Consider the following 24,349-nt stretch of genomic DNA (forward strand, 5'->3'; position numbering starts at 1 on the left):
CAGTCAGGTATGCAAACGTGCCGGCAGGGCCGGCCAGACAAAAATCAGGCGCGCCAACGCCAACGGGCCAAGGCCTTGATGACTTTCATCCAGAGTTTGCGAGTGACCACCACGATGGAGTTTCCAGAAGGGGATGGAACAGCGTCGGGCAACGTTATCTCAGCGGCAGGTTCTAAGCAACCGGGGATCAGCGCCCGCAGGTTGTCGATCACCAGCGCCGGCGACTCCTCGGCAATCGGCCGGCCATGGTTATAGCCGTAGCTCAGGGCCACGCACTTGACCCCCGCCGCCTTGGCCGCCAGCACATCGCTGCGCGAGTCGCCGACGAACAGTGATTGCGACGCTGGTACGCTGGCCATCTTCATCACGAAGAACAGTGCCGCCGGGTCGGGCTTCTTCTGCGGCAGGGTGTCGCCGCCGATGATCCAGCGGAAATACCGGCCGATCTTCATCTGATCCAGCAGTGGTGCGACAAAACGCTCGGGCTTGTTGGTGATCAGGGCCATTTCCACGCCCTGCTTGTGCAGCCACTTGAGCGTCTCGCGGACACCGGGATAGACCACAGTCAGTTCGTGGCTATCCTCGTACGCGGTGTTGAACAACTCAAGAGCGTGCTCAGCCTCGACATCGTCGACGCCCTGGGCATCCAGGCTATTGGCCAGGGCCCGGCGCACCAGCATCGGCGCACCGTTGCCGACCCACTCGCGCACCGCCTCGATACCTGCGGGCTTGCGCCCCAGCTTGAGCAGCATTTGGTCCACAGCGGCAGCGAGGTCCGGTACCGAATCGACCAGGGTGCCATCCAGGTCGAACATCACCAGCCGCGGCAGACGCCCCGGGAACAGCTGCTCAAATGCGCTCATGACCGAGCCAGCGCCAGTTCGGCGCGCATTTTCTCAATCACTTCCTGATAGTTCGGCGCATTGAAGATCGCCGAGCCGGCCACAAAGGTATCGGCGCCCGCAGCGGCGATTTCACGAATATTGTTGACGTTCACCCCACCGTCGATCTCCAGGCGGATGTCGCGACCGGAAGCGTCGATCAGGGCCCGCGCCTCACGCAGCTTGTCGAGAGTGCCGGGAATGAACTTCTGCCCGCCAAAGCCCGGGTTGACGCTCATCAGCAAGACCATGTCGACCTTGTCCATCACGTACTTGAGCACGTCCAACGGGGTCGCCGGATTGAACACCAGGCCAGCCTTGCAGCCGCCCTCGCGGATCATCTGCAGGGAACGGTCCACATGCAGCGTGGCTTCCGGGTGAAAGGTGATATAGGTCGCGCCTGCCTCGATGAAGTCACCAATGATGCGATCCACCGGGGTCACCATCAGGTGCGCATCGATCGGCGCGGTGATCCCATACTTGCGCAGCGCAGAACAGACCATCGGGCCGATGGTCAGGTTCGGCACATAGTGGTTGTCCATGACATCGAAGTGGACGATGTCGGCACCGGCGGCCAGGACATTGTCCACTTCCTCGCCCAGACGGGCGAAGTCGGCGGAGAGAATCGATGGAGCAATAGCGAAGGGCTGCATGACGCACCTTTTTTGAGCAGAATCACGATGGCGCGCATTGTATACCTCATGCTTTGGAGCGCACACCGTAACCGCGATGTTCAGTAAGCCGCACGATAGATCTTCTCGATATCGGCAGGACTCAGTTTGCGCGGATTATTGCGCATCAGGCGCTCGATACCCGCGGCCTCGACCGCCATGGCGGGGATGGCCTCCTCCGGCACGCCAAAACTGCGCAAGCCGCTGGGAATTTCCACCGCAGCGCACAACGCCGTCATCGCCTCCACGGCCCGATCAGCGGCCTCGCTGGCACTCAAGTGCGCCGTCTGGACCCCCATGGCTTCGGCGATATCCTGCATACGCTCGACGCAGGCCATCTTGTTCCAGGTCATGACATAGGGCAGCAGCAAGGCATTGCTGACGCCATGGGACACATGAAAACGCCCACCCAGCGGATAGGCCAGGGCATGTACCGCCCCGACCCCGGCATTACCGAAAGCCATGCCGGCCATCAGGCTGGCGGTGGCCATATCCTCCCTGGCCTGCAGGTTGGCGGGATTGGCATAAGCCTTGGGCAACGCCTTGACGATCAGTTTGATCGCGCCAATGGCCAGGGAGTCGGTAATGGATGAGGCGTTGAGGGACAGATAGGACTCGACAGCGTGTACCAGGGCATCGACGCCACTGGCGGCCGTTACGCTGCGGGGGCAGGTCAAGGTCATCTGCGGACTGACCAGGGCCACGTCCGGCAGCAGGTAATCACTGACAATGCCTTTTTTCAACTGCGCAGCCTTGTCCGAAAGGATGGCCACGTTGGTCACTTCCGAGCCGGTGCCGGCCGTGGTGGGAATAGCGATCAACGGTGGTCCCTTGCGAGGCACCTGATCAACGCCGAACAGATCCTCCAGGGCGCCATGGTAGCCCGCGTAAGCCGCGACACTCTTGGCGATATCAATGGCGCTGCCGCCCCCGAGGCCGATCAGGCCGTCATGCCCGCCCTCGCGGTAGACCTGCATGCAGTCTTCGACGATGGCGATCTCCGGGTCGGGCTGCACCCGGTCGAAAATCTCGTAACTGCGCTCACCCAGATGTGCCAGCGCCAGCTCCACCGTGCCCGACTTGAGCAACGCGGCATCGGTGACAATCAGCGGGTTATCCACATCCAGGCGGGTCAACTCGGCGGCCAACTGCTCGATGGCGGTACTGCCGGTGAGCAGTTTATGGGCGATCTTGAAAGAGGAAATACTCATGTGCGCAGCCTCTTATATAAAGGTGGGAGCCGGCACAAGCGTAGTCGCGGATTGTCGATTGTCGCCTATTCAGCAGACGAATTCCCTTCTCTTCCTGACCGATGTCGCGCCTGGCAACACCCGTCAGGAAGGCCAAGGACTTCACACCTGGGCGGTGCGCAACTTCTCACTGCGCCCGCGCAGCCACTCCAGGGTCAGCAGCAGAATCACCGAGAAGGCGATCAGCAGCGTGGCCGCAGCGGCGATGGTCGGGCTGAGGTTTTCGCGGATACCGCTGAACATCTGCCGTGGCAACGTCGCTTGCTCGGGGCCGGCGAGGAACAGGGTCACCACCACTTCGTCGAACGAGGTGGCGAAGGCGAACAGCGCACCACTGATGACTCCGGGGGCAATCAGGGGCAAGGTCACCCGGCGAAAGGTGGTCAACGGCGAAGCGCCGAGGCTGGCTGCAGCCCGCACCAGGTTGTGGTTGAAGCCTTGCAGGGTCGCCGACACGGTGATGATCACGAAGGGCACCCCCAGCACCGCGTGCACGATGATCAGCGAGAAGAAACTGTTGCCCATGCCCAGCGGGGCAAAGAACAGATAGCTGGCAACACCGATGATCACCACCGGCACCACCATCGGCGAAATCACCAGGGCCATCACCAGCGCCTTGCCGGGGAAATCGCCACGGGTCAGGCCGATGGCCGCCAGGGTGCCGAAGACCATCGCCAGCAAGGTCGCGGCCGGGGCGACGATGATGCTGTTCTTCAGCGCTCGCATCCATTCGGCGGAGGCGAAGAAGTCCTGGTACCAGTGCAGCGAGAAGCCCTGCAGTGGGTACACCAGAAAGCTCCCGGAGTTGAACGACAGCGGGATGATCACCAGCACCGGCAATACCAGGAACAACAGGATCAAGCCGCAGAGAATCCGCAAGCTGTAGAACCAGACCCGTTCGACGGGCGACATGTAGGGGCTCAGCATTTCGATTCTCTCCTTAGCTCAGGCGCAGGCGACTGGCGCCCACCAGCCAGCTGTAAATCAGATAGAGCACGATGGTCGCCAGCAACAACAGGCCGCCCAGGGCCGTAGCCATGCCCCAGTTGATACTGGTGTTGGTGTAGAAAGCGACGAAGTAGCTGACCATCTGATCGTTCGGGCTGCCCAGCAGCGCCGGGGTGATGTAGTAGCCGATGGCCAGGATGAACACCAGCAGACAGCCGGCGCCGACCCCGGCGTAGGTCTGCGGGAAATACACGCGCCAGAAGCTGGCGAATGGATGGCAGCCCAGGGAGATCGCTGCGCGCATGTAAGTGGGTGAGATGCCCTTCATTACGCTGTAGATCGGCAGGATCATGAACGGCAGCAGGATATGCACCATGGAGATGTAGACCCCGGTGCGGTTGAACACCAATTCCAGAGGCTTATCGATCACCCCCATGGCCAGCAGCGCACTGTTGATCAGGCCGCCGGACTGCAGCAGCACGATCCACGCCGCTACCCGCACCAGGATCGAAGTCCAGAACGGCAGCAGCACCAGGATCATCAACAGATTGCTTTTACGCGCCGGCAGGTTGGCCAGCAGGTACGCCAGCGGATAAGCCAGGGCCAGGCAGATAGCGGTGATCACCAGGCCCATCCAGAAGGTCCGGGCAAAGATATCCAGGTAGATGGACTGATCCGGGGTGGCCGGGGCCAGCTCTCCCAGGTCATCGATGCGATGGTCCACCGCCGCCAGCAGGTAATAGGGCGTCAGGCTGCTGGTGTTGCGACGGATCGCCTGCCAGTAGGCCGGATCGCCCCAGCGCTCGTCCAGACTCTCCATGGCTTCTTTATAGGATTCGGGCTCGGCCTTGAACGGCAAGGCACGGGCGGTTTTGGTCAGCAGGCTGCGATAGCCGGCCAACTCCATGTTCAGGCGCTTGGACAAGTCGCCCAGGGTTTGATTCTTGCGGGCTTCGAACAGGTCTTCGCTCAAGGCTTTGTAGGCCGCTTCGGCGGGCAGCCCACGACCATCCCAGGCACTCACGGCCGCGACAGTGCGCGGCATGCCCCCGACCACTTCCGGGTTGCCGACGCTCTTGTACAGCAGCGCCACAATCGGTACCAGGAACACCAGCAGCAGAAACAGCACCAGGGGCGCGATCAAGGCCTGTGCCTTCCAGCGGTTGACCCGCTCGGCACGGGCCAGCCGCTGCTTCAAGGTCGGGCCGGTGACCGCGTTCAAGGGAACGGTGATGGTCATGACAAACTCCGTGAATCGAACTTTCGAATACAAACCACCGGAGGCAGGAGCGGGCTGCCCGCGAACAAGGCGCATCAGGCAACACCAGTGGTGCCGCTGATCACGCCTTCGCGAGCAAGCTCGCTCCTACAACAGCTGGGGGTGGTTACTTGGCTGCCCAGGCGTTAAAGCGCTGTTCCAGTTGCTCGCCGTTGTCAGCCCAGAAGCTGACGTCGATCTGCACCTGATTGGCGATGTTTTCCGGGGTGGTGGGCATGTCCTTGAGAATGTCCTTGGCCAGCAGCGGCACGGCCTGGATGTTGGCTGGACCGTAGGCAATGTTTTCCGAATAGGTTTTCTGCTGCTGCGGCTGCACCGAGTAGGCGATGAATTTCTTCGCGGCTTCAGCGCGAGCCTTGTCCAGGCCCTTTGGAATGGCCCAGGCATCGAAATCGTAGATACCGCCGTTCCACACCACTTTCAGGTTGCTTTCCTTCTGCACCGCGGCGATCCGGCCGTTGTAGGCCGAGCTCATGACCACGTCGCCGGAAGCCAGGTACTGCGGCGGCTGGGCGCCGGCTTCCCACCACTGAATGTAAGGCTTGAGCTCATCGAGTTTCTTGAAGGCGCGATCCTGGCCGTCCTTGCCTGCCAGGACTTTATAGACATCCTTGGGCGCGACGCCGTCGGCCATCAAAGCGAACTCCAGGGTGTACTTGGCGCCCTTGCGCAGACCGCGCTTGCCCGGGAACTGCTTGGTGTCCCAGAAATCGGCCCAACTGCCTGGTGGTGCTTTCAGCTTGTCGGCGTTGTAGGCCAGCACCGTGGACCAGACGAAGAAGCCCACGCCGCAAGGCTGGATGGCACCCTTGACGTAGTCTTCGCTCTTGCCGAACAGGGCCGGGTCCAGTTGCTCGAACATATCCTCGTCGCAACCGCGGGACAGTTCAGGGGATTCGACCTCTACCAGGTCCCAGGACACGCTCTTGGTGTCGACCATGGCCTTGATCTTGGCCATCTCGCCGTTGTACTCGCCAGCGACGATCTTGCCATGGCCCGCCGCTTCCCAGGGTGCGTAGAAGGCTTTGACCTGAGCCGCCTTGTTCGCCCCGCCAAAGGACACCACGGTCAGGTCCGGTCCCGCCGCCATGGCGTGCGCCGCACCCAGCATGCCCAGTGCCACAGCGATAGCGCTGAGGGGGGCGGTGAATTTCAGGGATCTCAACATTTATTGTGTTCTCCACGTGCAGGTTGGTGTTGCAGGGGGGCGATCAATTCGCCTCTAGAAGCGGGTCAAGCGCGCGAACGTGCTCGACTTGCCAGCCAAGCGGCACCACGTCGCCCACCGCCAGCGCAGGATCGAGCTCGGCAATCGGCTGTTTCACGAAGAAGTCGCTCTTGCCGCAGACCTCCAGGCGCACCCGGACGTGGTCGCCCAGATAGATGAATTCCGCCACCCTCCCGGAGAAGCGGTTGACGCAGCGTTCGCTGGAGCCGTTAAGACTCACGCGCTCCGGACGGATGGAAAGGGTCACTGGCCCGCCGATCTGGCCGACATTCACCGCCAACGCCTCGACTTTTTCGCCACGCCCCAGCTCCACCACACAACGCTCGCCGGCATGGCTGTGGAGGCGACCGTTAAGACGGTTGTTCTCGCCAATGAAGTTGGCGACGAAGGTGTTTTTGGGCTCTTCGTAGAGGGTTCGCGGCGGGGCAATCTGTTGGATTTCGCCCTGATGGAACACCGCCACCCGATCGGACATGGTCAGGGCCTCACCCTGGTCGTGAGTCACGTAGACCACAGTCACACCCAGGCGCTGATGCAGGTGTTTGATCTCCATCTGCATGTGTTCACGCAGTTGCTTGTCGAGGGCACCGAGGGGTTCGTCCATCAGCACCAACTGCGGCTCGAACACCAGGGCACGGGCCAGGGCCACACGCTGCTGCTGGCCACCGGACAATTGCGCCGGGTAGCGCTGGGCGAAGGCATCGAGCTGGACCATGCTCAGCACCCGCTTGACCCGTTCACTGATGTCGGTCTTGCTGAGGCCACGCACCGACAGCGGAAAGCCCAGGTTCTCGGCCACGGTCATGTGCGGGAACAGCGCGTAGTTCTGGAACACCATGCCGATGTCGCGCTTGTGCGGCGGTACATTGTTGATGGAGCGCCCGGCCAGTTGGATCTCGCCCGCGGTTGGGGTCTCGAAACCGGCCAGCATCATCAGGCTGGTGGTCTTGCCGGACCCGGACGGCCCCAGCAGGGTGAGGAACTCGCCTTTGCGAATATCCAGGTTGAGGTCTTTGACGATCAGGTTTTCACCGTCGTAGCTTTTCTGCACACCACGAAAGCTGACCAGAACATCGTTGGCCCCAGCGCTTGAATCGACCTCGCTCATACCCACACCTTTTGTTTTAGACGGCTGTGGAACAAGCCTAGTGGAGGCCGCAGGCCGCGCAAATCGGGGCGCAGGAGAGATTCGCCTCAGCCGCCTGGAAGGTTGCGTGTAGGGATTGCCCTACAAGGATGGCGGGATTGGATAAGGGCAGCCGCAACGTTCAAGCGACAAGCTGCAAGAACCGGCAAAAGCCTGGGGGTGGGGATGTCGCAAATGGATACGTGCTCCTCCCCGCGGCCCGATTCTCCTCAGAGCAGCTTGTGCTCCATGGCGTATTTCACCAGCTCCGCCAGGGAGGTGATATTGAGCTTCTGCATCAGCCGTGCCTTGTGGGTGCTGATGGTCTTGCTGCTCAGGGCCAGTTGCTGGGCAATGTCATTGACGTTGGCGCCCTGGGCCAGGCGTTCGAAGACCGAGAACTCGCGCTCGGAAAGCAGCGAATGCAAGGGCCGGGCATCGGTCAGGCCGACCTCGAAGACCATGCGGTCCGCCAGGTCCGGGTCGATATAGCGCCCGCCGGACGCAACCTTGCGGATTGCCGTCAGCAACAACGACGGATCACTGTCCTTGGTGGCGTAGCCGGCAGCGCCGATCTTCAGCGCCCGCGCAGCCATCTGCGCCTCGTCATGCATCGACAGCACCAGGATTGCCGGCGGATTGTTCAGGGCCCGAATTCGTGGAATGGCTTCCAGACCATTTACCCCGGGCATGGAGATATCCAGCAGCACCACTTCACAGGGCACCTGGCGCAGGGTTTCCAACAGCTGTTCACCGTTGCTCGCCTCGCCCACCACGATCAGGTCCTTGGCCAGACCGATCAACTGCTTGATGCCTTCGCGGACAATGGTGTGGTCTTCGGCTACCAGTACACGGATCACGCGCGTCTCCTCGTTATTGTTCTCGGTCCAGGGGCACCCGGACACTCAGGATGGTGCCCTCTCCCTCTTCACTGTGCAGCGACAGGCTGCCGCCCATGATCAGCACCCGCTCGCGCATGCCCACCAGGCCAAAGGACGTCGGGCGTGCAGAGGCGGTATCGAAACCAAGACCGTCATCGCTGATGGTCATGCACAACTCGCCCTCTTCCAGGGCCAGGGTGAGTTCCACAGTATGCGCCTGGGCATGGCGCATGACATTGGTCAGGGCCTCCTGGAGGATACGGAACAGGCCGACGGCCTTGGCGTCGCTCAGCCGCGGCAGGTTTTCCGGTACTTGAACCAGACAGGGAATCTGGGTGCGTGCCTCAAACCGTCGGGCCTGCCATTCGATGGCCGACGCGATGCCCGCATCGAGGATCGGCGGCCGCAGGGCCGTGGCCACATCGCGCACCAGTTGGAACAGTTGGGCGATCAGGCGCTTCATGCTGTTGAGCCGTTCGTGCAGGCCCGGGTCGAGTTGGGCATAGGCCAGTTCGCACATGGAGGTTTCCAGCTTGAGCACGGTGAGCATCTGCCCCAGTTCGTCATGGACTTCCCGGGCAATGCGGGCCTTTTCTTCTTCGCGCACACTTTCCAGATGCGCTGACAATTCCCGCAGTTGTTCACGGGAGCTGGCCAGCTCCAGCTCGATGCGCTTGCTTTCGCTGATGTCCCAGACAATGCCGTCCCAGACAAAAGCGCCGTCATCCAGGCGTCGGGTGATGGCCTTGATTTCGGCCCAGCGCTGCTGGCCCTGACGGGTCAGGATGCGACCTTGCCAGGACCAGTCGCTATCGGTGTCCAGCGCTTGATCCTGGGTCTGGTGATAGCTGGCCTTGTCATCGGGGTGCACTAGGCTGCGCAGGCCCGTGTCCCGGTGGGCAAGTGTCGCCGGCGAGTAGCCCACCAGGGTTTCACTGCCTTCACTGATATAGGCGAAATCGATCTGCCCGGTGACCGGCGCCCGCTCCAGGCGGAACACCAGACCCGGGACGTTGGCGGCGATGCCCTGCAGGCGTGCCTCGCTTTCCCGCAGGGCCGCCAGCGCCCGGCGTCGCTCGGTGACGTCATTGAGGTAGACCACCAGGTATTCACTGTCGCGAAAACGCAGGAAGCTCAAGGACACGTCCGCCGGCAGGATGCTGCCGTCGGCACGCACGCACTGGGTCTCGAAACTCTGCGCGCCCTCCTCACTGGCCCGGGCACGCTTCCACAGGTTGAGCCACCGATCCATGTGCAGGTTGGGCTCGAAATCGATCAGCGGGCGGTCGATCACTCCGCCTGCCGGGTAACCGAGCATCTCTTCAGCGGCTCGGTTGGCATAACGAACATGGCTGTCCCAGTTGACCCAGAGAATGCCCACGGTGCTCTGATCAATGGAAAACTGGGTCAGGCGCAGGGCTTCTTCGCTGGCGGCGCGCAGGGCGATATCCTCCCGCGCCGCCAATAACCGCTGTTCCAGACTGCGTTGCTGACGACGCTGCCAGAAGACAATCGCCAAGCTGGCCAGCAACAGGATCATCAGCAGCAAGGCGAGGTTCTGCCAAACACCGGGAGACTCTCCCAGGCGCGGGTACTTGGGCTGCAGCCAACGACTGTGCAGTTGTTCCAGCTCCTTGGCCGGGATCGCGTGCAGGGCTGTTTCTACGATACTGGCCAGCTCCGGCCAGTCGCGACGGGTCGCTACCCGTAACAACTGCGGCAGGCCGATATCCCCCACCACCGCCAACCCGGAAAACTCTGCTTCCGCCGACAGGCGACTGAGCTGGGCTTCATCCACTACCGCATAGCGGGCTTGCTGGCTCAGCAGCAGTTGCAGAGCCTGGCGCTCCAGGGGAACCCCTTGCAGATTCAGGTTGGGGTAGGTCAGGCGCAGGTAGTCGGCCACCGCGCTGGGCATGCGCACCGCGACTCGGGCCTGGCTGTCGAGCTTCTCCAGCTCCACCACCCCCGCGCCCTTGCGCTCCCCCACTACCAACTGCGGCACACGCATATAAGGGTCACTGAACAGCCACAACCTCAGGCCCGCGGGGGTCTGGGTCAGGCCGGGGGCCATGTCCACTTCACCGTCGCGCAGGGCTCTTTCCAGCTGTGCCTGATCGGGAAAGTTGCGCCAGCTGAGTTCGATCTTCAGGGCCTGGGCCAAGGCCTGCATCAGTTCGACGTTTGCCCCGGACAGACGTTGCAGGCGCCGGTCGTATTGGGCGAACGGTGCCTGCAGTACCAGCCCCACCCGCAACTCCGGGTGCCGTTCAAGCCACTGGCGCTGTTCATGGCTCAAAGGCGCGGTGGGCACGTGGGACGGCGGCGCCGCCCTGCCTATCAAGGGAAGGCACAGACAGCCGATAAGCAGAAGGCAGCGAAAAAGCATCATCTGAAGTCTCACACCCTGACAAATACTGACCAACCCATTAGGCTGCCGGAATTACTTCTGGCCTGGAATATCCGATGCCCCTTGTCCACCGCTCGGCACTGCCTGCATTGTGCCTGTCGCTGATCCTGCCTTGGACCTTTTCTGTGGAAGCCGCCGACCCGGCCCCGGAAACCAAGAGCCCCGAGGAACAACCGGCGCAACGCCAAACCCTGCCTGAACGCAGCCAGGAAGATGCCAGCGCCCTGGAGCGTCAGTTGCCTGTCCAGGAGCAACAGCAGTTGCAAGCCGGTGGCGATACCTTCCTGGCCCTGTGGAAACCGGCCAACACCAGCGAACCCAAGGGCGTGGTGATTATCCTCCCGGGAGCCGGTGAAAGCGCCGACTGGCCACAAGCCGTGGCCCCACTGCGCAATAAACTGCCGGACACCGATTGGGGCAGTCTGAGCCTGACCCTGCCGGACATGCTCAGCGACGCGGCACAACCGCGGATCGTCGAGGCCGCACCGCCACCAGCGGACACCAGCAATACCGCTAAGGACGCCAGCGCCGAGGCCAAGCCCATCGAGCAAGCCGCCGGTGGCGAAGCCGACGTGGCGGACCGCGCGGTCGCAGAAAGCACCGAGGAGCAGGTCAAGGCCGATGCCGAGCGCATCTTCACCCGGATTGATGCAGCCCTGGCCTTCGCCGAACAGCAGAATGCCCGCAGCATTGTGCTCCTGGGCCATGGCACTGGCGCCTACTGGGCCGCACGCTACCTGAGCGAAAAACAGCCGTCCCAGGTACAGAAACTGGTGATGGTGGCCGCCCAGACCCCCACCAATGGCAAGCCACAACTGGCAGAGTTGACACCGACCTTGAAGCTGGCAACCGCAGACTTCTTCTATGTCGACAAGAGCGCCGCGCAGAAAGCGGCACTGGAACGACTGCAAGCCAGTAAGCGCCTGAAGCATTCAAACTTCAGCCAGATCCCCCTGAAAGCCTTGCCTGGCAATCATGCGGCCCAGCAAGAGCAACTGTTCCGCCGGGTACGTGGCTGGTTGAACCCGCAGAACCCCGACAGCTGAAGAGCTTGAGCCGCCGCTGCCTGACTGGTAACGGCGGCCCGACCAGGCCTCAGCGGAAATCCCGGCGCTCGCGTATCAGGGCATAGGCGCTGTGCAATTCACGGGTCGTTTCCGTCGCCTCCCGCACCTGGGCGGCACTGGCACCACTACCGGCGATCTTGTCCGGGTGATGACGGCTAAGCAGGCGGCGATAGGCGCGCTTGATCTGCGCCGGCTCAGCGGTGGCGGCAACCCCCAACAAGCGCAGCGCTTCCTGATAGGTGAGAGCTCCCTCGGTCAGCGACCTGCGCGCCGGGCCATATTCCTGCGCCAGCGCCTGGATCTGTTCCGTGGTCCAGCCCAGCCATTTGCCCCAGAGTTGGATCAGTTCGCGCTCCGTCGGGCCCACCCGGCCATCGGCCCAGACCATTCGCCAGCAGGCGCGCAGTACACCTTCCGCGGCATAGGGCTGGGCACTCAGGCGCCGTAGATAACCACGTAGACGGTCATTGCCCGACTTGCCTCGATTGAAGGCTGCAATCGCTCGGCGTTGGGCTGAGTCGTTCATGTCCAGCGAACGCATTTCCTGACGCGCCTGCTGGATATGTCCATCCACCACCCTGCCATCACTTTTAGCCAAGCGTCCCAGCAACACGAACAGCAGTTCATCGTTGCGCAACGCCGGGCGACCGCCCAGACGCTCACGTACATGCGCCCAGCTGTGCAGTTGCAGACGTCGGTCCAGAGCCTGTCCCAACAACGCACCAAGCATGGCCCCCGGAATGCTGGCAATTGCAAAACCCGCTCCGGCTCCGATCAGAGTCCCTGGCCACCACATATCAGCGCCTCGCTTGCAGCAGGGCTTCAACCTGCGCCAGGCGCTCGACCGTACCCACGTCGATCCATTGCCCCTGCATATGCTCGCCGCTGACCTGGCCCCGGGCCATGGCCTCGCGCAATAGCGGCGCCAGTTTGAATGGGCCCGGGACACAGTGCTGGAACAAACCTGGATGCAGCACCGAAATACCACTGAAGGTCAGGGCTTCAGATCCGGGCTGGGCATCGTGCAACATCCCGTCCTGCAGGCAGAAATCGCCACCACTGGGATGGTGCGCCGGGTTATCCACCATCACCAAGTGAGCCAGTCCAGCCAGGGGCCGACGCAGAGAGGCGAAGTCGTAGTCGGTCCAGATATCGCCATTGACCACCAAAAACGGCTCATCCCCCAACAAGGGCAAGGCTTTGAAAATGCCGCCGGCGGTCTCCAGAGGCTCGCTTTCCGCCGAGTACTGGATGTTCAGGCCCCAGCGTTGACCGTTGCCAAGGGCTTCTTCGATCTGCTGACCAAGCCAGGCATGGTTGATCACGATGTCGCAAAAGCCCGCCTTGGCCAGCGCCAGCAGGTGGTATTCGATCAGGGGCATGCCGGCTACAGGCAACAGCGGCTTGGGGGTGGTCAGGGTCAGGGGGCGCATGCGCTCGCCCTTGCCAGCGGCCAGAATCATCGCCTTCATGCATCGGCTCCTGCTGGCTGGCGCAGGCTGAGCAGCAGTTGCGAAAGCTCGGCCAATTCGGGGCGACGGGCCAGCACTGCTTCTATATAGGCAAAGAACCGTGGCACGTCGGCCAGGTAACGAGGCTTGCCGTCGCGGTGGCATATCCGCGAGAAGATGCCGATCACCTTGAGGTGACGCTGTACGCCCATCAGGTCACTGGCCCGAAGGAACTCCTCGAAGTCTTCCTGGACGGGGATCCCCTGCGCTCGAGCCTGGTGCCAATAACCCTCCAGCCAGCCACGCACCCGGGGCTGCGGCCAACTGAGGAAGGCATCCTTGAACAGGCAGGTCACGTCGTAGGTCACTGGGCCGTAGACCGCATCCTGAAAGTCCAGCACCCCAGGATTCGGTTCGCTAAGCATCAGGTTGCGTGGCATATAGTCGCGATGCACCAGCACCTTGGGTTGCGCCAGGGCGCTGTCGATTAGCAGGTCACTGACCCGCTGCCACTGTTCGCGCTGCTGCGCGCTGAACGTGACACCCAGTTCATGTCCGACGTACCACTCAGGAAACAACTCCAGTTCACGGCGCAGCAGAGCGACATCGTAGCTGGGCAGTGGCGCATCCATCGGTAGCTGTTGAAACGCCAGCAGGGCCTGCAGTGCATCCTCGAAAAGTGCATCGGCATTGCTTTCGTCGATCACATCGAGATAGGTCTTGTTGCCCAGGTCGTTGAGCAATAAAAAGCCCCGGACCAAGTCCTGGGCATAAATTTTCGGCACGTTGATACCGGAAGTCGCCAACAATTGGGCGATATCCACGAAGGGTTTGCAGTTTTCCTGGGGTGGCGGAGCATCCATGACCACGAAGCTGCGGCCTGCACCTTGCCAACGGAAATAACGGCGGAAACTCGCGTCACTGCTGGCCGCGGTCAATGTTGCCGGGGGTACTTCGCCCCAGCCTTGTGCTGCATAAACAATCGCCAACTGCTCATCGAGCCAAACTTTCAGGTGTTGCAAGCGTACATCTTGGTCAGGCATTACAAGGGTCTCCGACGGCGCTAGCCGTCAAGCGGGTCATGCTTTATTATCCAGCATCTTTTTCAGACCATCGAGAGGCGTGCGGCCCACACCGCGGGCAGATGGCACGCAGGAAGCCCGGACTAATAAGATGGCATTGAAATCCCCCGCGTTTCGTAAAAAATTTCCGTTGCTGGTTACCGGCGGTTTGCTGGCCCTGCAACCTCTAGCCACTTCCTTCGTGGTCGCCGCGGAACAGTATGACTGCTCAGTCTCTGCTTCGGGTGGCTGGGCCTGTGCGCCGAAAACCGCAGCAGCGCCACTGCCTCCACGGCCGGTTCACGATGCCAGCTCGGTCAGTTCCAACGGTGCCACCGCAACCGACAGCGGCGCCGCAGAACAAGCTGCCGGCGACAAGCCGGTGCTGGTCACCGAGGCCAAAGGCCGGGGTCTGAAGTCACGCAGTGCGGACTACAGCCACCTCGACTGGGTACCGCGCGAGAAGCTCACCGCCGCTCAATTGGCCGAAACCGGTCCTTACTGCTCTGGTTCCTATATCGAACCGATTCGTCCTGGCATGAATGACAAGACGAATAAAAGTGACGCCCCCACCTTTATCGGTGCCAAGGCCTCGCGTTATCAGCAGGAAGAACAGGTGGCGACCCTGGCCGGTGACGTGGTCATGCGCCAGGGCAGCATGCAGGTCGAGGCCGACGAGGCCAACCTGTATCAGGCCGAGAACCGTGGCGAGTTGAGCGGCAACGTACGCATCCGCGATAACGGCACGCTGATGGTCGGCGACCACGCCGACGTGCAGCTCGACACTGGCGAAGCCAAGGTCGATAACGCCGAATACGTGATGCACAAGTCGCGGGTTCGCGGCAGTGCGCTGTACGCCAAGCGTGCCGAAAACGCCATCATCCGCCTCAAGGATGGTACGTACACCACGTGCGAACCGAACAGCAACGCCTGGCAGCTCAAGGGCAACAACATCACCTTGAACCCGGCCACCGGCTTCGGTACCGCGACCAACGTGACCTTGCGGGTCAAAGATATTCCGGTGCTCTACACCCCGTATATCTACTTCCCGATCGATGACCGTCGTCAATCAGGCTTCCTGCCGCCGAGCATCGGCACCGGCAGCGATACCGGTTTCATGCTGGTCACGCCGTACTACTTCAACCTGGCACCGAACTACGATGCCACGTTGTACCCGCGTTACATGTCCAAGCGCGGCCTGTTGATGGAAGGCGAGTTCCGTTACCTGACCAAGAGCAGCGAAGGTCAGTTCGGCGCCGCGTACCTCAACGACGACGACACTGATCGCAAGAAGCAGACCGACTACGAAAAAACCCGCTACATGCTCAACTGGCAGCACAAGGGCGGGCTTGATTCGCGGGTGATGACCGAGGTCGACTACACCAAGATCAGCGATCCGTACTACTTCCAGGATCTGCAGACCGATCAGATCGGCGTGAAGTCCACTGACTACGTCAACCAGCAAGGCGCCGTAACCTACCGTGGCGACGATTACACCGCACGCCTCAACGTGCAGGCGTATGAGCTGGCGAGCGTGGCCAACATCACGCCTTACAACCGCTTGCCGCAGATCACCTTCAATGGCGCACTGCCGTACCATCCGCAGGGTCTGGATTTCACCTATGAAACCGAGCTGGTTCGGTTTGAGCGGGATCTGCTCAAGGGTAATTACACAGATAAAGATGGCGGACCGATTGACCCTATCACCGGGTTGGTAGGCAATCCGCGCCTGGACACTAACGTAGCGGGCCTGGCCCGCGCCAATGGTGATCGCTTGAACCTCAAGCCCGGTGTCAGCCTGCCGCTGAACTGGAGCTATGGCTATCTGACTCCATCCCTGAAGTACATGTACACCCAGTACAATCTTGATCTCGATGGCCAAGGCAAAAACGACTTGGTCACCAACAGGAATAGAGCTGCTGCCTTGGGTGAGTCGTACAAGAGCTCACAAAACCGCGGCGTTCCAATCGCCAGTGTGGACGGTGGCCTGTATTTCGACCGCGATACCCAATGGTTTGGCAAAAACTACCGCCAGACCCTGGAACCGCGCGCGTTCTACCTCTATGTACCTGAGGAAGACCAAAAGGACATCCCGGTATTCGATACAGGTGAATCGACCTTCAACTACGCTTCGCTGTTCCGCGACAACCGCTTTTCCGGTTCGGACCGCGTCGGCGACGAGAACAAGCTGTCGCTGGGTGTGACCAGCCGCTGGATTGAAGACAACGGTTTCCAGCGTCAGCGCGTCAGCGTTGGCCAGGCTCTGTACCTCAAGGATCGCACCGTCCAACTGCCGGGTATCGACTACCGCACTCGTGACGATGCAACGTCCAACGTCTCGCCTTACGCTCTTGAATACGAATACCGTTTCAACCGCGACTGGCGCGCCAACGCAGAGTACAACTGGGATCCGGACAGCCACAGCCCACGTTCCGGCAGTGCGATGTTCCACTACCAGCCTGAAGACAACCCGAACAAGGTGGTCAACGCCGGCTATCGCTACCGCAACGACCAGATCCGCTACGACCAGAACAGCGGTACCTGGAAAATGGGCGGCGACTACGGTACTCCGGGCACGCCTGGTTACGTGAAGGACTACTACAAGATCCAGCAGCATGACTTCTCGGTGATCTGGCCGATCGTGCCGCAATGGAACGCCATCAGCCGTTGGCAGTACGACTACAACCGTAACCGCACGCTCGAGGCCTTTGGTGGTTTCGAATACGACAACTGCTGCTGGAAACTGCGCCTGATCAGCCGTTACTGGGTCAAGTATGACGAGTTCAGTCAGAACGCTCCGGAAAACGAGAAAGGCGACCGCGGCATCTTCCTCCAAATTGTTCTGAAGGGTCTCGGTGGCGTCATGGGCACCAAAGTAGAGAGCTTCCTCGACAAAGGCATCCAAGGTTATCGTGAACGTGAAGACCAAGCTTTCTGATTGTCTGCGCCCGCTGATGCTGGGCGCGCTGTTCCTGAGCACTGCGGCCAGCGCCGCAGTGCAGTCCATCGACAAGGTCGTGGCCATCGTCGACAACGACGTGGTCATGCAGAGCCAGTTGGACCAGCGGGTTCACGAAGTTCAGCAAACCATCGCCAAGCGGGGCGGTGGCGTACCGCCTACCAGCGTCCTGGAACAGCAGGTTCTGGAGCGTCTGATCGTTGAAAACCTGCAACTGCAGATTGGCGAACGGTCCGGCATCCGCATCACCGATGAAGAACTGAACCAGGCCATTGGCACCATTGCCCAGCGCAACAGCATGAGCATCGAGCAGTTCCGTGCCGCCCTGGCCCACGACGGTCTGTCTTATGAAGACGCTCGTGACCAAGTGCGCCGTGAAATGATCATCAGCCGCGTGCGCCAGCGCCGGGTGGCCGAGCGTATTCAGGTGTCGGAACAGGAAGTGAAGAACTTCCTGGCCTCGGACCTTGGCAAGATGCAGCTCTCCGAAGAGCTGCACCTGGCCAACATCCTGATTCCGACCCCGGAAAGCGCCAACTCCGAAGCTATTCAGAGTGCTGCTCGCCAGGCCATGGACGTGTATCAGCAGCTCAAGCAAGGTGCAGACTTCGCGCAATTGGCGATTGCCCGCTCCGGCAGCGACAACGCCCTGGAAGGCGGCGACATGGGCTGGCGTAAAGCCGCTCAATTGCCTCCTCCGTTCGACCGTGAGCTGAGCGCCATGGCAGTGGGTGATATCACCCAGCCAGCCCGCACCCCAGGCGGCTTTATCATTCTCAAGCTGCTGGACAAGCGCGGCGGCGGCAATCAGGTGCGTGACGAAGTACATGTACGCCACATCCTGATCAAGCCAAGCGAGATTCGCAGCGAAGAAGAGACCAAGCGTCTGGCGCAGAAACTCTACGATCGCATCGAAGCCGGCGAAGACTTTGCCGAACTGGCGAAAAGCTACTCGGAAGACCCGGGTTCGGCGCTCAACGGCGGTGACCTCAACTGGATCGACCCGAACGCTCTGGTGCCTGAGTTCCGCGAAGTGATGGCCAAGACCCCACAAGGTCAGCTGTCCAAACCGTTCAAGAGCCCTTATGGCTGGCATGTACTGGAAGTCCTTGGTCGTCGAGCCACCGACAGCACCAGTCAGGCCCGCGAGCAACAAGCCATGACCGTGCTGCGTAACCGCAAGTACGACGAAGAGCTGCAGACCTGGTTGCGGCAGATCCGTGATGAGGCCTACGTCGAGATCAAACTGCCTGGCGCTGAACAGGCGGCACAGTGAAACCCAGACGTTTCGCTCTGACACCCGGCGAACCAGCGGGTATAGGTCCTGACCTGTGCCTGCTGCTCGCCTCGCAACCCCAGCCATATCCCCTGATTGCCATTACCAGCCGCGACCTGCTCCTTGAGCGGGCCGCGCAGCTGGGCGTGGCAGTCAATCTGCTGCCAGTGACCTTGGACCAACTGCCGACTGAAGCCGCTCCGGCGGGCAGCCTGTATGTCTGGGACACGCCCCTGGCCAAGCCAGTGGTCAGCGGCCAACTGGACCAGGCCAATGCGGCCTTCGTCCTGGAAACCCTGACCCGGGCCGGCCAAGGCTGCCTGGACGGACACTTTGCCGGCATGATCACCGCCCCTGTACATAAAGGCGTGATCAACGATTCCGGGATCGCCTTTTCCGGGCACACCGAATTCCTTGCGGACCTGACCCACACCCAACAAGTGGTCATGATGCTGGCCACCCGTGGCTTGCGCGTGGCACTGGTGACCACGCACCTGCCCTTGCGGGAGATAGCCGACGCCATCACCGCAGAACGCCTGGAGCGAGTCACGCGGATTCTGCATGCCGACCTGCAACACAAGTTCGGTATTGCCCAACCACGGATCCTGGTTTGCGGACTCAACCCCCATGCCGGTGAAGGCGGGCATCTGGGCCGTGAAGAAATCGACATCATCGAACCTACCCTAGAGCGTCTGCGCAACGAAGGCATGGACCTGCGCGGCCCACTGCCTGCCGACACTCTGTTTACCCCCAAATATCTGGAGCACTGCGATGCAGTGCTGGCGATGTACCACGACCAAGGCTTGCCCGTGCTGAAATACAAAGGCTTCGGCGCGGCCGTCAATGTGACGCTCGGCCTGCCGATTATCCGCACCTCCGTCGACCACGGCACCGCCCTGGATCTGGCCGGCAGCGGCAAGATCGACACCGGCAGCCTGCAGGTCGCCCTGGAAACCGCCTACCAGATGGCCGAGAACCGTTTATGAGCGAGCAATACCAACACCGGGCGCGCAAGCGCTTCGGCCAGAACTTCCTGCATGACGCCGGCGTTATCGACCGTATCCTGCGAGCTATCCACGCCAAACCCGAAGACCGCATGCTGGAAATCGGCCCGGGCCAGGGCGCACTGACCGAAGGCTTGCTGAGCAGCGGGGCCCAGTTGGACGTGGTGGAACTGGACAAGGATCTGATCCCGATCCTCAACCAGCAGTTCGCCAGCAAGAGCAACTTCAACCTGCACCAGGGCGATGCCCTGAAGTTCGACTTCAACACCCTCGGCGCCGCCCCCAGCAGCCTGCGGGTGGTCGGTAACCTGCCCTACAACATCTCCACCCCGCTGATCTTCCACCTGCTGCAGAACGCCGGGCTGATCCGCGACATGCACTTCATGCTGCAAAAGGAAGTGGTCGAGCGTTTGGCCGCCGGCCCTGGTGGCGGTGACTGGGGTCGCCTGTCGATCATGGTTCAGTATCACTGCCGCGTGGAACACCTGTTCAACGTCGGCCCCGGCGCCTTCAATCCTCCACCGAAGGTTGATTCGGCCATCGTGCGCCTGGTGCCTCACGCGGTGCTGCCACATCCAGCCAAGGATCATCGCCTGCTGGAGCGCATCGTCCGCGAAGCCTTCAACCAGCGCCGCAAGACCCTGCGCAATACCCTCAAGGCCCTCCTCAGCAGCGCCGAAATCGAAGCCGCCGGTGTCGATGGCAGCCTGCGCCCCGAGCAGTTGGACCTGGCCGCCTTCGTGCGTCTGGCCGATCAGTTGGCCGACCAGCCCAAGCCAGCCGCCGACTGAGAAACGCCCTTGCCCGAGATCGGGTAGGACGCCGGACAGGATGTCTGGTTTACTACCCGATACTTGACCTAGACTGACCTCCATCAGCTTTGTCCCGCGCCCCGCTTTGCTTTAAAGGCCTTTTGCATGTCCGATCCTCGTTATCAGGTCGACGTCAGCGTCGTCACCCGCTTTCTGGCAGACCAATCGCAACCCGAGCAGAACCGCTTCGCTTTCGCCTACACCATTACCGTTCAGAACAACGGATCACTCCCAGCCAAGCTGCTGTCCCGGCACTGGGTGATCACTGACGGTGACGGCCATGTAGAAGAAGTTCGCGGCGCTGGCGTGGTTGGCCAGCAGCCATTGATTGCCGCCGGCAAGAGCCACACCTACAGCAGCGGCACGGTGATGACCACCCGAGTCGGCAACATGCAGGGCAGTTACCAGATGCTGGCCGAGGACGGCAAACAGTTCGACGCCATCATTGCCCCCTTCCGCCTGGCAGTCCCTGGAGCCCTGCACTGATGGCGACCTACGCCGTCGGCGACCTGCAAGGCTGCCTGGAGCCGCTGCAGTGCCTGCTTGAACAAGTCGCCTTCGACCCTGCCCGGGACCGCCTGTGGCTGGTGGGCGACCTGGTCAATCGCGGTCCACAGTCACTGGAAACCCTGCGCTACCTTTATTCCATTCGCGATTCGCTGGTCTGCGTGCTGGGCAATCACGACCTGCACCTGCTGGCAGCCTGGCGCAACATCGAACGGCTGAAAAAGTCCGACACACTGCGGGAAATCCTTGAAGCCCCAGATTGCGAAGAACTGTTGCAGTGGTTGCGCCAGCAAAAACTGATGCATTACGACGAAACCCGCAACGTGGCCCTGGTCCATGCCGGCATCGCCCCGCAATGGTCCCTGAAGAAGGCCCTCAAGTGCGCCGCCGAAGTCGAGGAAGCGCTACGCGACGACAACCTCTTCGAGCCCTTCCTGGACGGCATGTACGGCAACGATCCAGCGAAATGGGACAGCGACCTCAAGGGCGTGACCCGCCTGCGCGTCATCACCAACTACTTCACCCGCATGCGTTTCTGCACCAGCGAGGGCAAGCTCGACCTCAAGAGCAAGGAAGGACTGGACACCGCACCACCGGGCTACGCCCCCTGGTTCAGTCACAAGGAGCGCAAGACCCGGGACATGAAGATCATCTTCGGCCACTGGGCGGCCCTGGAAGGCCATAGCAACGAACCCGGCATCTTCGCCCTGGACAGCGGCTGCGTCTGGGGCGGGGCCATGACCTTGCTGAATGTCGATACAGGCGTGCGCCTGACCTGCGATTGCGACGCCCAGGGGCATACCGCGCCCCTTTCCCCCGAACCCTTGCCCATCCCGGCAAAGCGCTAGTCGGCGCTGACTATCAAGCTCCAGGAGCCCGCCATGAGCGAATTCAAACGCATCCCTCCAGAACAGGCCCAGGCACTGCGCGAACAAGGTGCAGTGGTCGTGGATATCCGCGACCCGCAAACCTATGCACTGAGCCATATCAGCGGCGCGCAACACCTGGATAATCACTCCATTTCCGACTTCATTCGCGGCGCCGATCTCGATGCCCCATTGGTGGTGGTCTGCTATCACGGCAACTCCAGCCAGAGCGCTGCGGCGTATCTGGTGAGCCAGGGCTTTTCCGACGTTTACAGCCTCGATGGCGGCTTCGAACTATGGCGCAGCACCTATCCGACGGAAATCGCCCAAGGCACCGCCGAATAATTTTTTTCAGCGGCTCTAGCCCGCGTACTACGCGGGCTCACGCGCCACCGGACGAACGGTAGTGCGCAACTAATTCCCCATCTCGCCTTGACCTCCCGGATTACGAACTATCCTTAGCCTCAGGCCATCCAAATCAGGGGAGAGCCGGTACACCGGCGAGCGGGTCATCGGTACTAGCTTTCAAGGTCGATAGCTTTGAAAGTGTTCTGGGGGGTAAACAGCAACTGGAAACTCAGTTGCATGCCAGCACTTGACTGACTGATCCGACGCCGGCTCCACGTATCGAGCGAGGTGACGTCATGAGTATTTTTAGCCACTTCCAACAACGCTTCGAATCCACACGCCAGGAAGAGTTTTCGCTGCAGGAATACCTGGAACTGTGCAAAAAGGACCGAAGCGCCTATGCATCCGCCGCTGAGCGCTTGCTATTGGCCATCGGCGAACCCGAGCTGCTGGACACCTCGACCAACTCGAGGCTGTCGCGAATCTTCTCCAACAAGGTCATCAGGCGGTATCCGGCCTTTGAAGACTTCCATGGCATGGAAGAGTGCATCGACCAGATCGTCTCCTATTTCCGCCATGCCGCTCAGGGCCTGGAAGAGAAGAAACAGATCCTCTATCTCCTGGGACCGGTGGGGGGTGGTAAATCTTCCCTGGCCGAAAAGCTCAAACAACTGATCGAAAAAGTGCCCTTCTACGCCATCAAGGGCTCTCCGGTCTTCGAGTCGCCACTGGGCCTGTTCAACGCCACGGAAGATGGCGCCATTCTCGAAGAAGACTTCGGCATCCCACGGCGCTACCTCAACACCATCATGTCGCCGTGGGCCACCAAGCGCCTGTCGGAATTCGGTGGTGACATCAGCCAGTTCCGGGTAGTGAAACTTTACCCATCGATTCTCAACCAGATCGCCGTGGCCAAGACCGAACCTGGCGATGAGAACAACCAGGACATCTCCGCCCTAGTGGGCAAGGTGGATATCCGCAAACTGGAAGAATTCCCGCAGAACGATGCCGACGCCTACAGCTACTCCGGAGCACTGTGCCGGGCCAACCAGGGCCTGATGGAGTTCGTCGAAATGTTCAAGGCACCGATCAAGGTGCTGCACCCTTTGCTCACCGCCACCCAGGAAGGCAACTACAACAGTACCGAAGGGCTGGGAGCGATTCCCTTCACAGGCATCCTGCTGGCCCACTCCAACGAATCGGAGTGGCACACCTTCCGCAACAACAAGAACAACGAAGCCTTCATTGACCGTATCTACATCGTCAAGGTGCCTTACTGCCTGCGGGTCACTGATGAGGTGAAGATTTACGACAAACTGCTGTTCAACAGTTCCCTGGCCAAGGCCCATTGCGCCCCCGACACCCTGAAGATGCTCGCGCAGTTCACTGTGCTATCGCGCCTCAAGGAGCCGGAAAACTCCAATATCTACTCGAAGATGCGGGTTTATGACGGCGAGAACCTGAAGGACACCGATCCCAAGGCCAAGTCGATCCAGGAATACCGCGACAGTGCCGGCGTCGATGAAGGCATGAATGGCCTGTCGACTCGATTCGCTTTCAAGATTCTGTCAAAAGTCTTCAACTTCGATCCCCATGAAGTGGCGGCTAACCCAGTGCACCTGCTGTATGTGCTGGAACAGCAGATCGAGCAGGAGCAGTTCCAGGCAGAAACCCGCGAGCGCTACCTGCGCTTCCTCAAGGAGTACCTGGCACCGCGCTACATCGAGTTCATCGGCAAGGAGATCCAGACCGCCTACCTAGAGTCCTACAGCGAGTACGGCCAGAACATCTTCGACCGTTATGTTCTCTACGCAGACTTCTGGATTCAGGATCAGGAATACCGCGATCCGGAAACCGGCGAGATCCTCAATCGCGTCGCCCTCAACGAAGAGCTGGAGAAGATCGAAAAACCTGCGGGCATCAGCAACCCGAAAGACTTCCGCAACGAAATCGTCAACTTCGTCCTGCGGGCCCGAGCCAACAACAATGGCAAGAACCCCACTTGGCTCAGCTACGAGAAGCTGCGGGTGGTCATCGAGAAGAAAATGTTCTCCAACACCGAGGATCTGCTGCCGGTCATCAGCTTCAACGCCAAGGCCAGCAAGGAGGATCAGCAGAAACACAACGACTTCGTCACACGAATGGTCGAGCGCGGCTACACCGACAAACAGGTACGGCTGCTGTCCGAATGGTATCTGCGGGTCAGAAAATCGCAGTGAAGCAGCTGCAAGCTTCTAGCCACAAGCTGCAAGCGTGTTGCCGTAGAGCCCTCACAGGCTCTGCTGCGGCGCTGCTTACGGCTTGAGGCTTATGTCTTGAAGCTC

The 24,349-nt window shown here is 61.0% G+C and carries 21 protein-coding genes; 9 read left to right on the forward strand and 12 right to left on the reverse strand.

What is annotated here, in order from left to right; genetic code table 11:
- Positions 1–44: 44 nt before the first annotated feature.
- The 9 genes from FW796_RS10090 to FW796_RS10130 all read right to left on the reverse strand — a co-directional run bounded on the left by FW796_RS10090 (position 45) and on the right by FW796_RS10130 (position 10,656).
- Positions 45–863, reverse strand: coding sequence for a phosphoglycolate phosphatase (locus FW796_RS10090; RefSeq protein ID WP_123726488.1), 819 nt, complete (start codon positions 861–863; stop codon positions 45–47).
- On the reverse strand, positions 860–1,534 hold the full coding sequence (rpe, locus tag FW796_RS10095; protein ID WP_123726489.1) for a ribulose-phosphate 3-epimerase: 675 nt from the start codon (positions 1,532–1,534) through the stop codon (positions 860–862). Before rpe ends, FW796_RS10090 begins: the two co-directional genes overlap by 4 nt.
- Before the next feature lie 80 nt (positions 1,535–1,614).
- Positions 1,615–2,763 carry an iron-containing alcohol dehydrogenase gene (locus FW796_RS10100; protein ID WP_346633079.1) on the reverse strand — a complete coding sequence of 383 codons (1,149 nt, stop codon included), beginning with the start codon at positions 2,761–2,763 and terminating at the stop codon, positions 1,615–1,617.
- 141 nt (positions 2,764–2,904) lie between these two features.
- Positions 2,905–3,729 (reverse strand): ABC transporter permease, encoded by an 825-nt coding sequence (locus FW796_RS10105; protein ID WP_016963813.1) that lies wholly within the window; start codon positions 3,727–3,729, stop codon positions 2,905–2,907.
- Between the two features lie 13 nt (positions 3,730–3,742).
- A complete protein-coding gene (locus tag FW796_RS10110; RefSeq protein WP_346633080.1) occupies positions 3,743–4,990 on the reverse strand; it encodes an ABC transporter permease in 1,248 nt (415 codons plus the stop codon).
- 145 nt (positions 4,991–5,135) lie between these two features.
- Entirely contained in the window at positions 5,136–6,197 is a 1,062-nt protein-coding gene (locus FW796_RS10115) for an ABC transporter substrate-binding protein (RefSeq protein WP_346633081.1), read from the reverse strand.
- A 43-nt stretch (positions 6,198–6,240) separates the two neighbouring features.
- Positions 6,241–7,365: an ABC transporter ATP-binding protein gene (locus tag FW796_RS10120; protein ID WP_346633082.1), complete on the reverse strand. Its 1,125-nt coding sequence runs from the start codon at positions 7,363–7,365 to the stop codon at positions 6,241–6,243.
- Positions 7,366–7,613: 248 nt separating this feature from the next.
- Positions 7,614–8,243 carry a response regulator transcription factor gene (locus tag FW796_RS10125; RefSeq protein WP_346633083.1) on the reverse strand — a complete coding sequence of 210 codons (630 nt, stop codon included), beginning with the start codon at positions 8,241–8,243 and terminating at the stop codon, positions 7,614–7,616.
- A gap of 13 nt (positions 8,244–8,256) precedes the next feature.
- Positions 8,257–10,656, reverse strand: a complete 2,400-nt coding sequence (locus tag FW796_RS10130; RefSeq protein ID WP_446439316.1) for a PAS domain-containing sensor histidine kinase — start codon at positions 10,654–10,656, stop codon at positions 8,257–8,259.
- Positions 10,657–10,730: 74 nt separating this feature from the next.
- Here FW796_RS10130 and FW796_RS10135 point away from each other — a divergent pair, with 74 nt between their 5' ends.
- Positions 10,731–11,720: an alpha/beta hydrolase family protein gene (locus FW796_RS10135; RefSeq protein ID WP_346633085.1), complete on the forward strand. Its 990-nt coding sequence runs from the start codon at positions 10,731–10,733 to the stop codon at positions 11,718–11,720.
- 49 nt (positions 11,721–11,769) lie between these two features.
- Here the strand turns inward: FW796_RS10135 and FW796_RS10140 are convergent, their stop codons facing one another.
- The 3 genes from FW796_RS10140 to FW796_RS10150 are packed head-to-tail and all read right to left on the reverse strand — an operon-like array spanning position 11,770 to position 14,235.
- Positions 11,770–12,537 carry a TerB family tellurite resistance protein gene (locus FW796_RS10140; RefSeq protein WP_404937784.1) on the reverse strand — a complete coding sequence of 256 codons (768 nt, stop codon included), beginning with the start codon at positions 12,535–12,537 and terminating at the stop codon, positions 11,770–11,772.
- A 1-nt stretch (position 12,538) separates the two neighbouring features.
- A complete protein-coding gene (gene murU / locus FW796_RS10145; RefSeq protein ID WP_404937785.1) occupies positions 12,539–13,213 on the reverse strand; it encodes an N-acetylmuramate alpha-1-phosphate uridylyltransferase MurU in 675 nt (224 codons plus the stop codon).
- Positions 13,210–14,235 (reverse strand): aminoglycoside phosphotransferase family protein, encoded by a 1,026-nt coding sequence (locus FW796_RS10150; RefSeq protein WP_446439317.1) that lies wholly within the window; start codon positions 14,233–14,235, stop codon positions 13,210–13,212. The genes murU and FW796_RS10150 overlap by 4 nt, the downstream gene beginning before the upstream one ends.
- Positions 14,236–14,365: 130 nt before the next feature.
- Here FW796_RS10150 and FW796_RS10155 point away from each other — a divergent pair, with 130 nt between their 5' ends.
- From FW796_RS10155 to FW796_RS10190, 8 genes are all read left to right on the forward strand, one after another.
- On the forward strand, positions 14,366–17,191 hold the full coding sequence (locus FW796_RS10155) for an LPS-assembly protein LptD (protein ID WP_346633089.1): 2,826 nt from the start codon (positions 14,366–14,368) through the stop codon (positions 17,189–17,191).
- Positions 17,172–18,488 (forward strand): peptidylprolyl isomerase SurA, encoded by a 1,317-nt coding sequence (surA, locus tag FW796_RS10160; RefSeq protein WP_148059765.1) that lies wholly within the window; start codon positions 17,172–17,174, stop codon positions 18,486–18,488. Before FW796_RS10155 ends, surA begins: the two co-directional genes overlap by 20 nt.
- Positions 18,485–19,474 (forward strand): 4-hydroxythreonine-4-phosphate dehydrogenase PdxA, encoded by a 990-nt coding sequence (pdxA, locus tag FW796_RS10165; protein WP_346633090.1) that lies wholly within the window; start codon positions 18,485–18,487, stop codon positions 19,472–19,474. Before surA ends, pdxA begins: the two co-directional genes overlap by 4 nt.
- A complete protein-coding gene (rsmA, locus tag FW796_RS10170) occupies positions 19,471–20,283 on the forward strand; it encodes a 16S rRNA (adenine(1518)-N(6)/adenine(1519)-N(6))-dimethyltransferase RsmA (RefSeq protein ID WP_346633091.1) in 813 nt (270 codons plus the stop codon). Before pdxA ends, rsmA begins: the two co-directional genes overlap by 4 nt.
- Positions 20,284–20,409: 126 nt before the next feature.
- Complete coding sequence (gene apaG / locus FW796_RS10175; RefSeq protein ID WP_025131262.1) at positions 20,410–20,790, forward strand: Co2+/Mg2+ efflux protein ApaG; 381 nt, start codon at positions 20,410–20,412, stop codon at positions 20,788–20,790.
- A complete protein-coding gene (locus tag FW796_RS10180; protein ID WP_346633092.1) occupies positions 20,790–21,659 on the forward strand; it encodes a symmetrical bis(5'-nucleosyl)-tetraphosphatase in 870 nt (289 codons plus the stop codon). Before apaG ends, FW796_RS10180 begins: the two co-directional genes overlap by 1 nt.
- 33 nt (positions 21,660–21,692) lie before the next feature.
- Entirely contained in the window at positions 21,693–22,022 is a 330-nt protein-coding gene (gene glpE / locus FW796_RS10185; RefSeq protein WP_102861924.1) for a thiosulfate sulfurtransferase GlpE, read from the forward strand.
- 299 nt (positions 22,023–22,321) lie between these two features.
- Positions 22,322–24,244 carry a PrkA family serine protein kinase gene (locus tag FW796_RS10190; protein WP_011063831.1) on the forward strand — a complete coding sequence of 641 codons (1,923 nt, stop codon included), beginning with the start codon at positions 22,322–22,324 and terminating at the stop codon, positions 24,242–24,244.
- The last annotated feature ends 105 nt before the right edge of the window (positions 24,245–24,349 follow it).

The sequence above is a fragment of the Pseudomonas sp. 910_21 genome (assembly GCF_052850735.1).

Excerpts from the sequence above, each read along its gene's own strand:
- FW796_RS10190 (WP_011063831.1), top strand. The coding sequence starts at position 22,322 with ATGAGTATTTTTAGCCACTTCCAACAACGCTTCGAATCCACACGCCAG.
- FW796_RS10180 (WP_346633092.1), top strand. The coding sequence starts at position 20,790 with ATGGCGACCTACGCCGTCGGCGACCTGCAAGGCTGCCTGGAGCCGCTG.
- FW796_RS10110 (WP_346633080.1), bottom strand. The coding sequence starts at position 4,990 with ATGACCATCACCGTTCCCTTGAACGCGGTCACCGGCCCGACCTTGAAG.
- rpe (WP_123726489.1), bottom strand. The coding sequence starts at position 1,534 with ATGCAGCCCTTCGCTATTGCTCCATCGATTCTCTCCGCCGACTTCGCC.
- FW796_RS10090 (WP_123726488.1), bottom strand. The coding sequence starts at position 863 with ATGAGCGCATTTGAGCAGCTGTTCCCGGGGCGTCTGCCGCGGCTGGTG.
- FW796_RS10155 (WP_346633089.1), top strand. The coding sequence starts at position 14,366 with ATGGCATTGAAATCCCCCGCGTTTCGTAAAAAATTTCCGTTGCTGGTT.
- FW796_RS10140 (WP_404937784.1), bottom strand. The coding sequence starts at position 12,537 with ATGTGGTGGCCAGGGACTCTGATCGGAGCCGGAGCGGGTTTTGCAATT.
- apaG (WP_025131262.1), top strand. The coding sequence starts at position 20,410 with ATGTCCGATCCTCGTTATCAGGTCGACGTCAGCGTCGTCACCCGCTTT.
- FW796_RS10135 (WP_346633085.1), top strand. The coding sequence starts at position 10,731 with ATGCCCCTTGTCCACCGCTCGGCACTGCCTGCATTGTGCCTGTCGCTG.
- rsmA (WP_346633091.1), top strand. The coding sequence starts at position 19,471 with ATGAGCGAGCAATACCAACACCGGGCGCGCAAGCGCTTCGGCCAGAAC.
- glpE (WP_102861924.1), top strand. The coding sequence starts at position 21,693 with ATGAGCGAATTCAAACGCATCCCTCCAGAACAGGCCCAGGCACTGCGC.
- FW796_RS10150 (WP_446439317.1), bottom strand. The coding sequence starts at position 14,235 with ATGCCTGACCAAGATGTACGCTTGCAACACCTGAAAGTTTGGCTCGAT.
- FW796_RS10105 (WP_016963813.1), bottom strand. The coding sequence starts at position 3,729 with ATGCTGAGCCCCTACATGTCGCCCGTCGAACGGGTCTGGTTCTACAGC.
- FW796_RS10130 (WP_446439316.1), bottom strand. The coding sequence starts at position 10,656 with ATGATGCTTTTTCGCTGCCTTCTGCTTATCGGCTGTCTGTGCCTTCCC.
- FW796_RS10115 (WP_346633081.1), bottom strand. The coding sequence starts at position 6,197 with ATGTTGAGATCCCTGAAATTCACCGCCCCCCTCAGCGCTATCGCTGTG.
- murU (WP_404937785.1), bottom strand. The coding sequence starts at position 13,213 with ATGAAGGCGATGATTCTGGCCGCTGGCAAGGGCGAGCGCATGCGCCCC.
- FW796_RS10100 (WP_346633079.1), bottom strand. The coding sequence starts at position 2,763 with ATGAGTATTTCCTCTTTCAAGATCGCCCATAAACTGCTCACCGGCAGT.
- FW796_RS10120 (WP_346633082.1), bottom strand. The coding sequence starts at position 7,365 with ATGAGCGAGGTCGATTCAAGCGCTGGGGCCAACGATGTTCTGGTCAGC.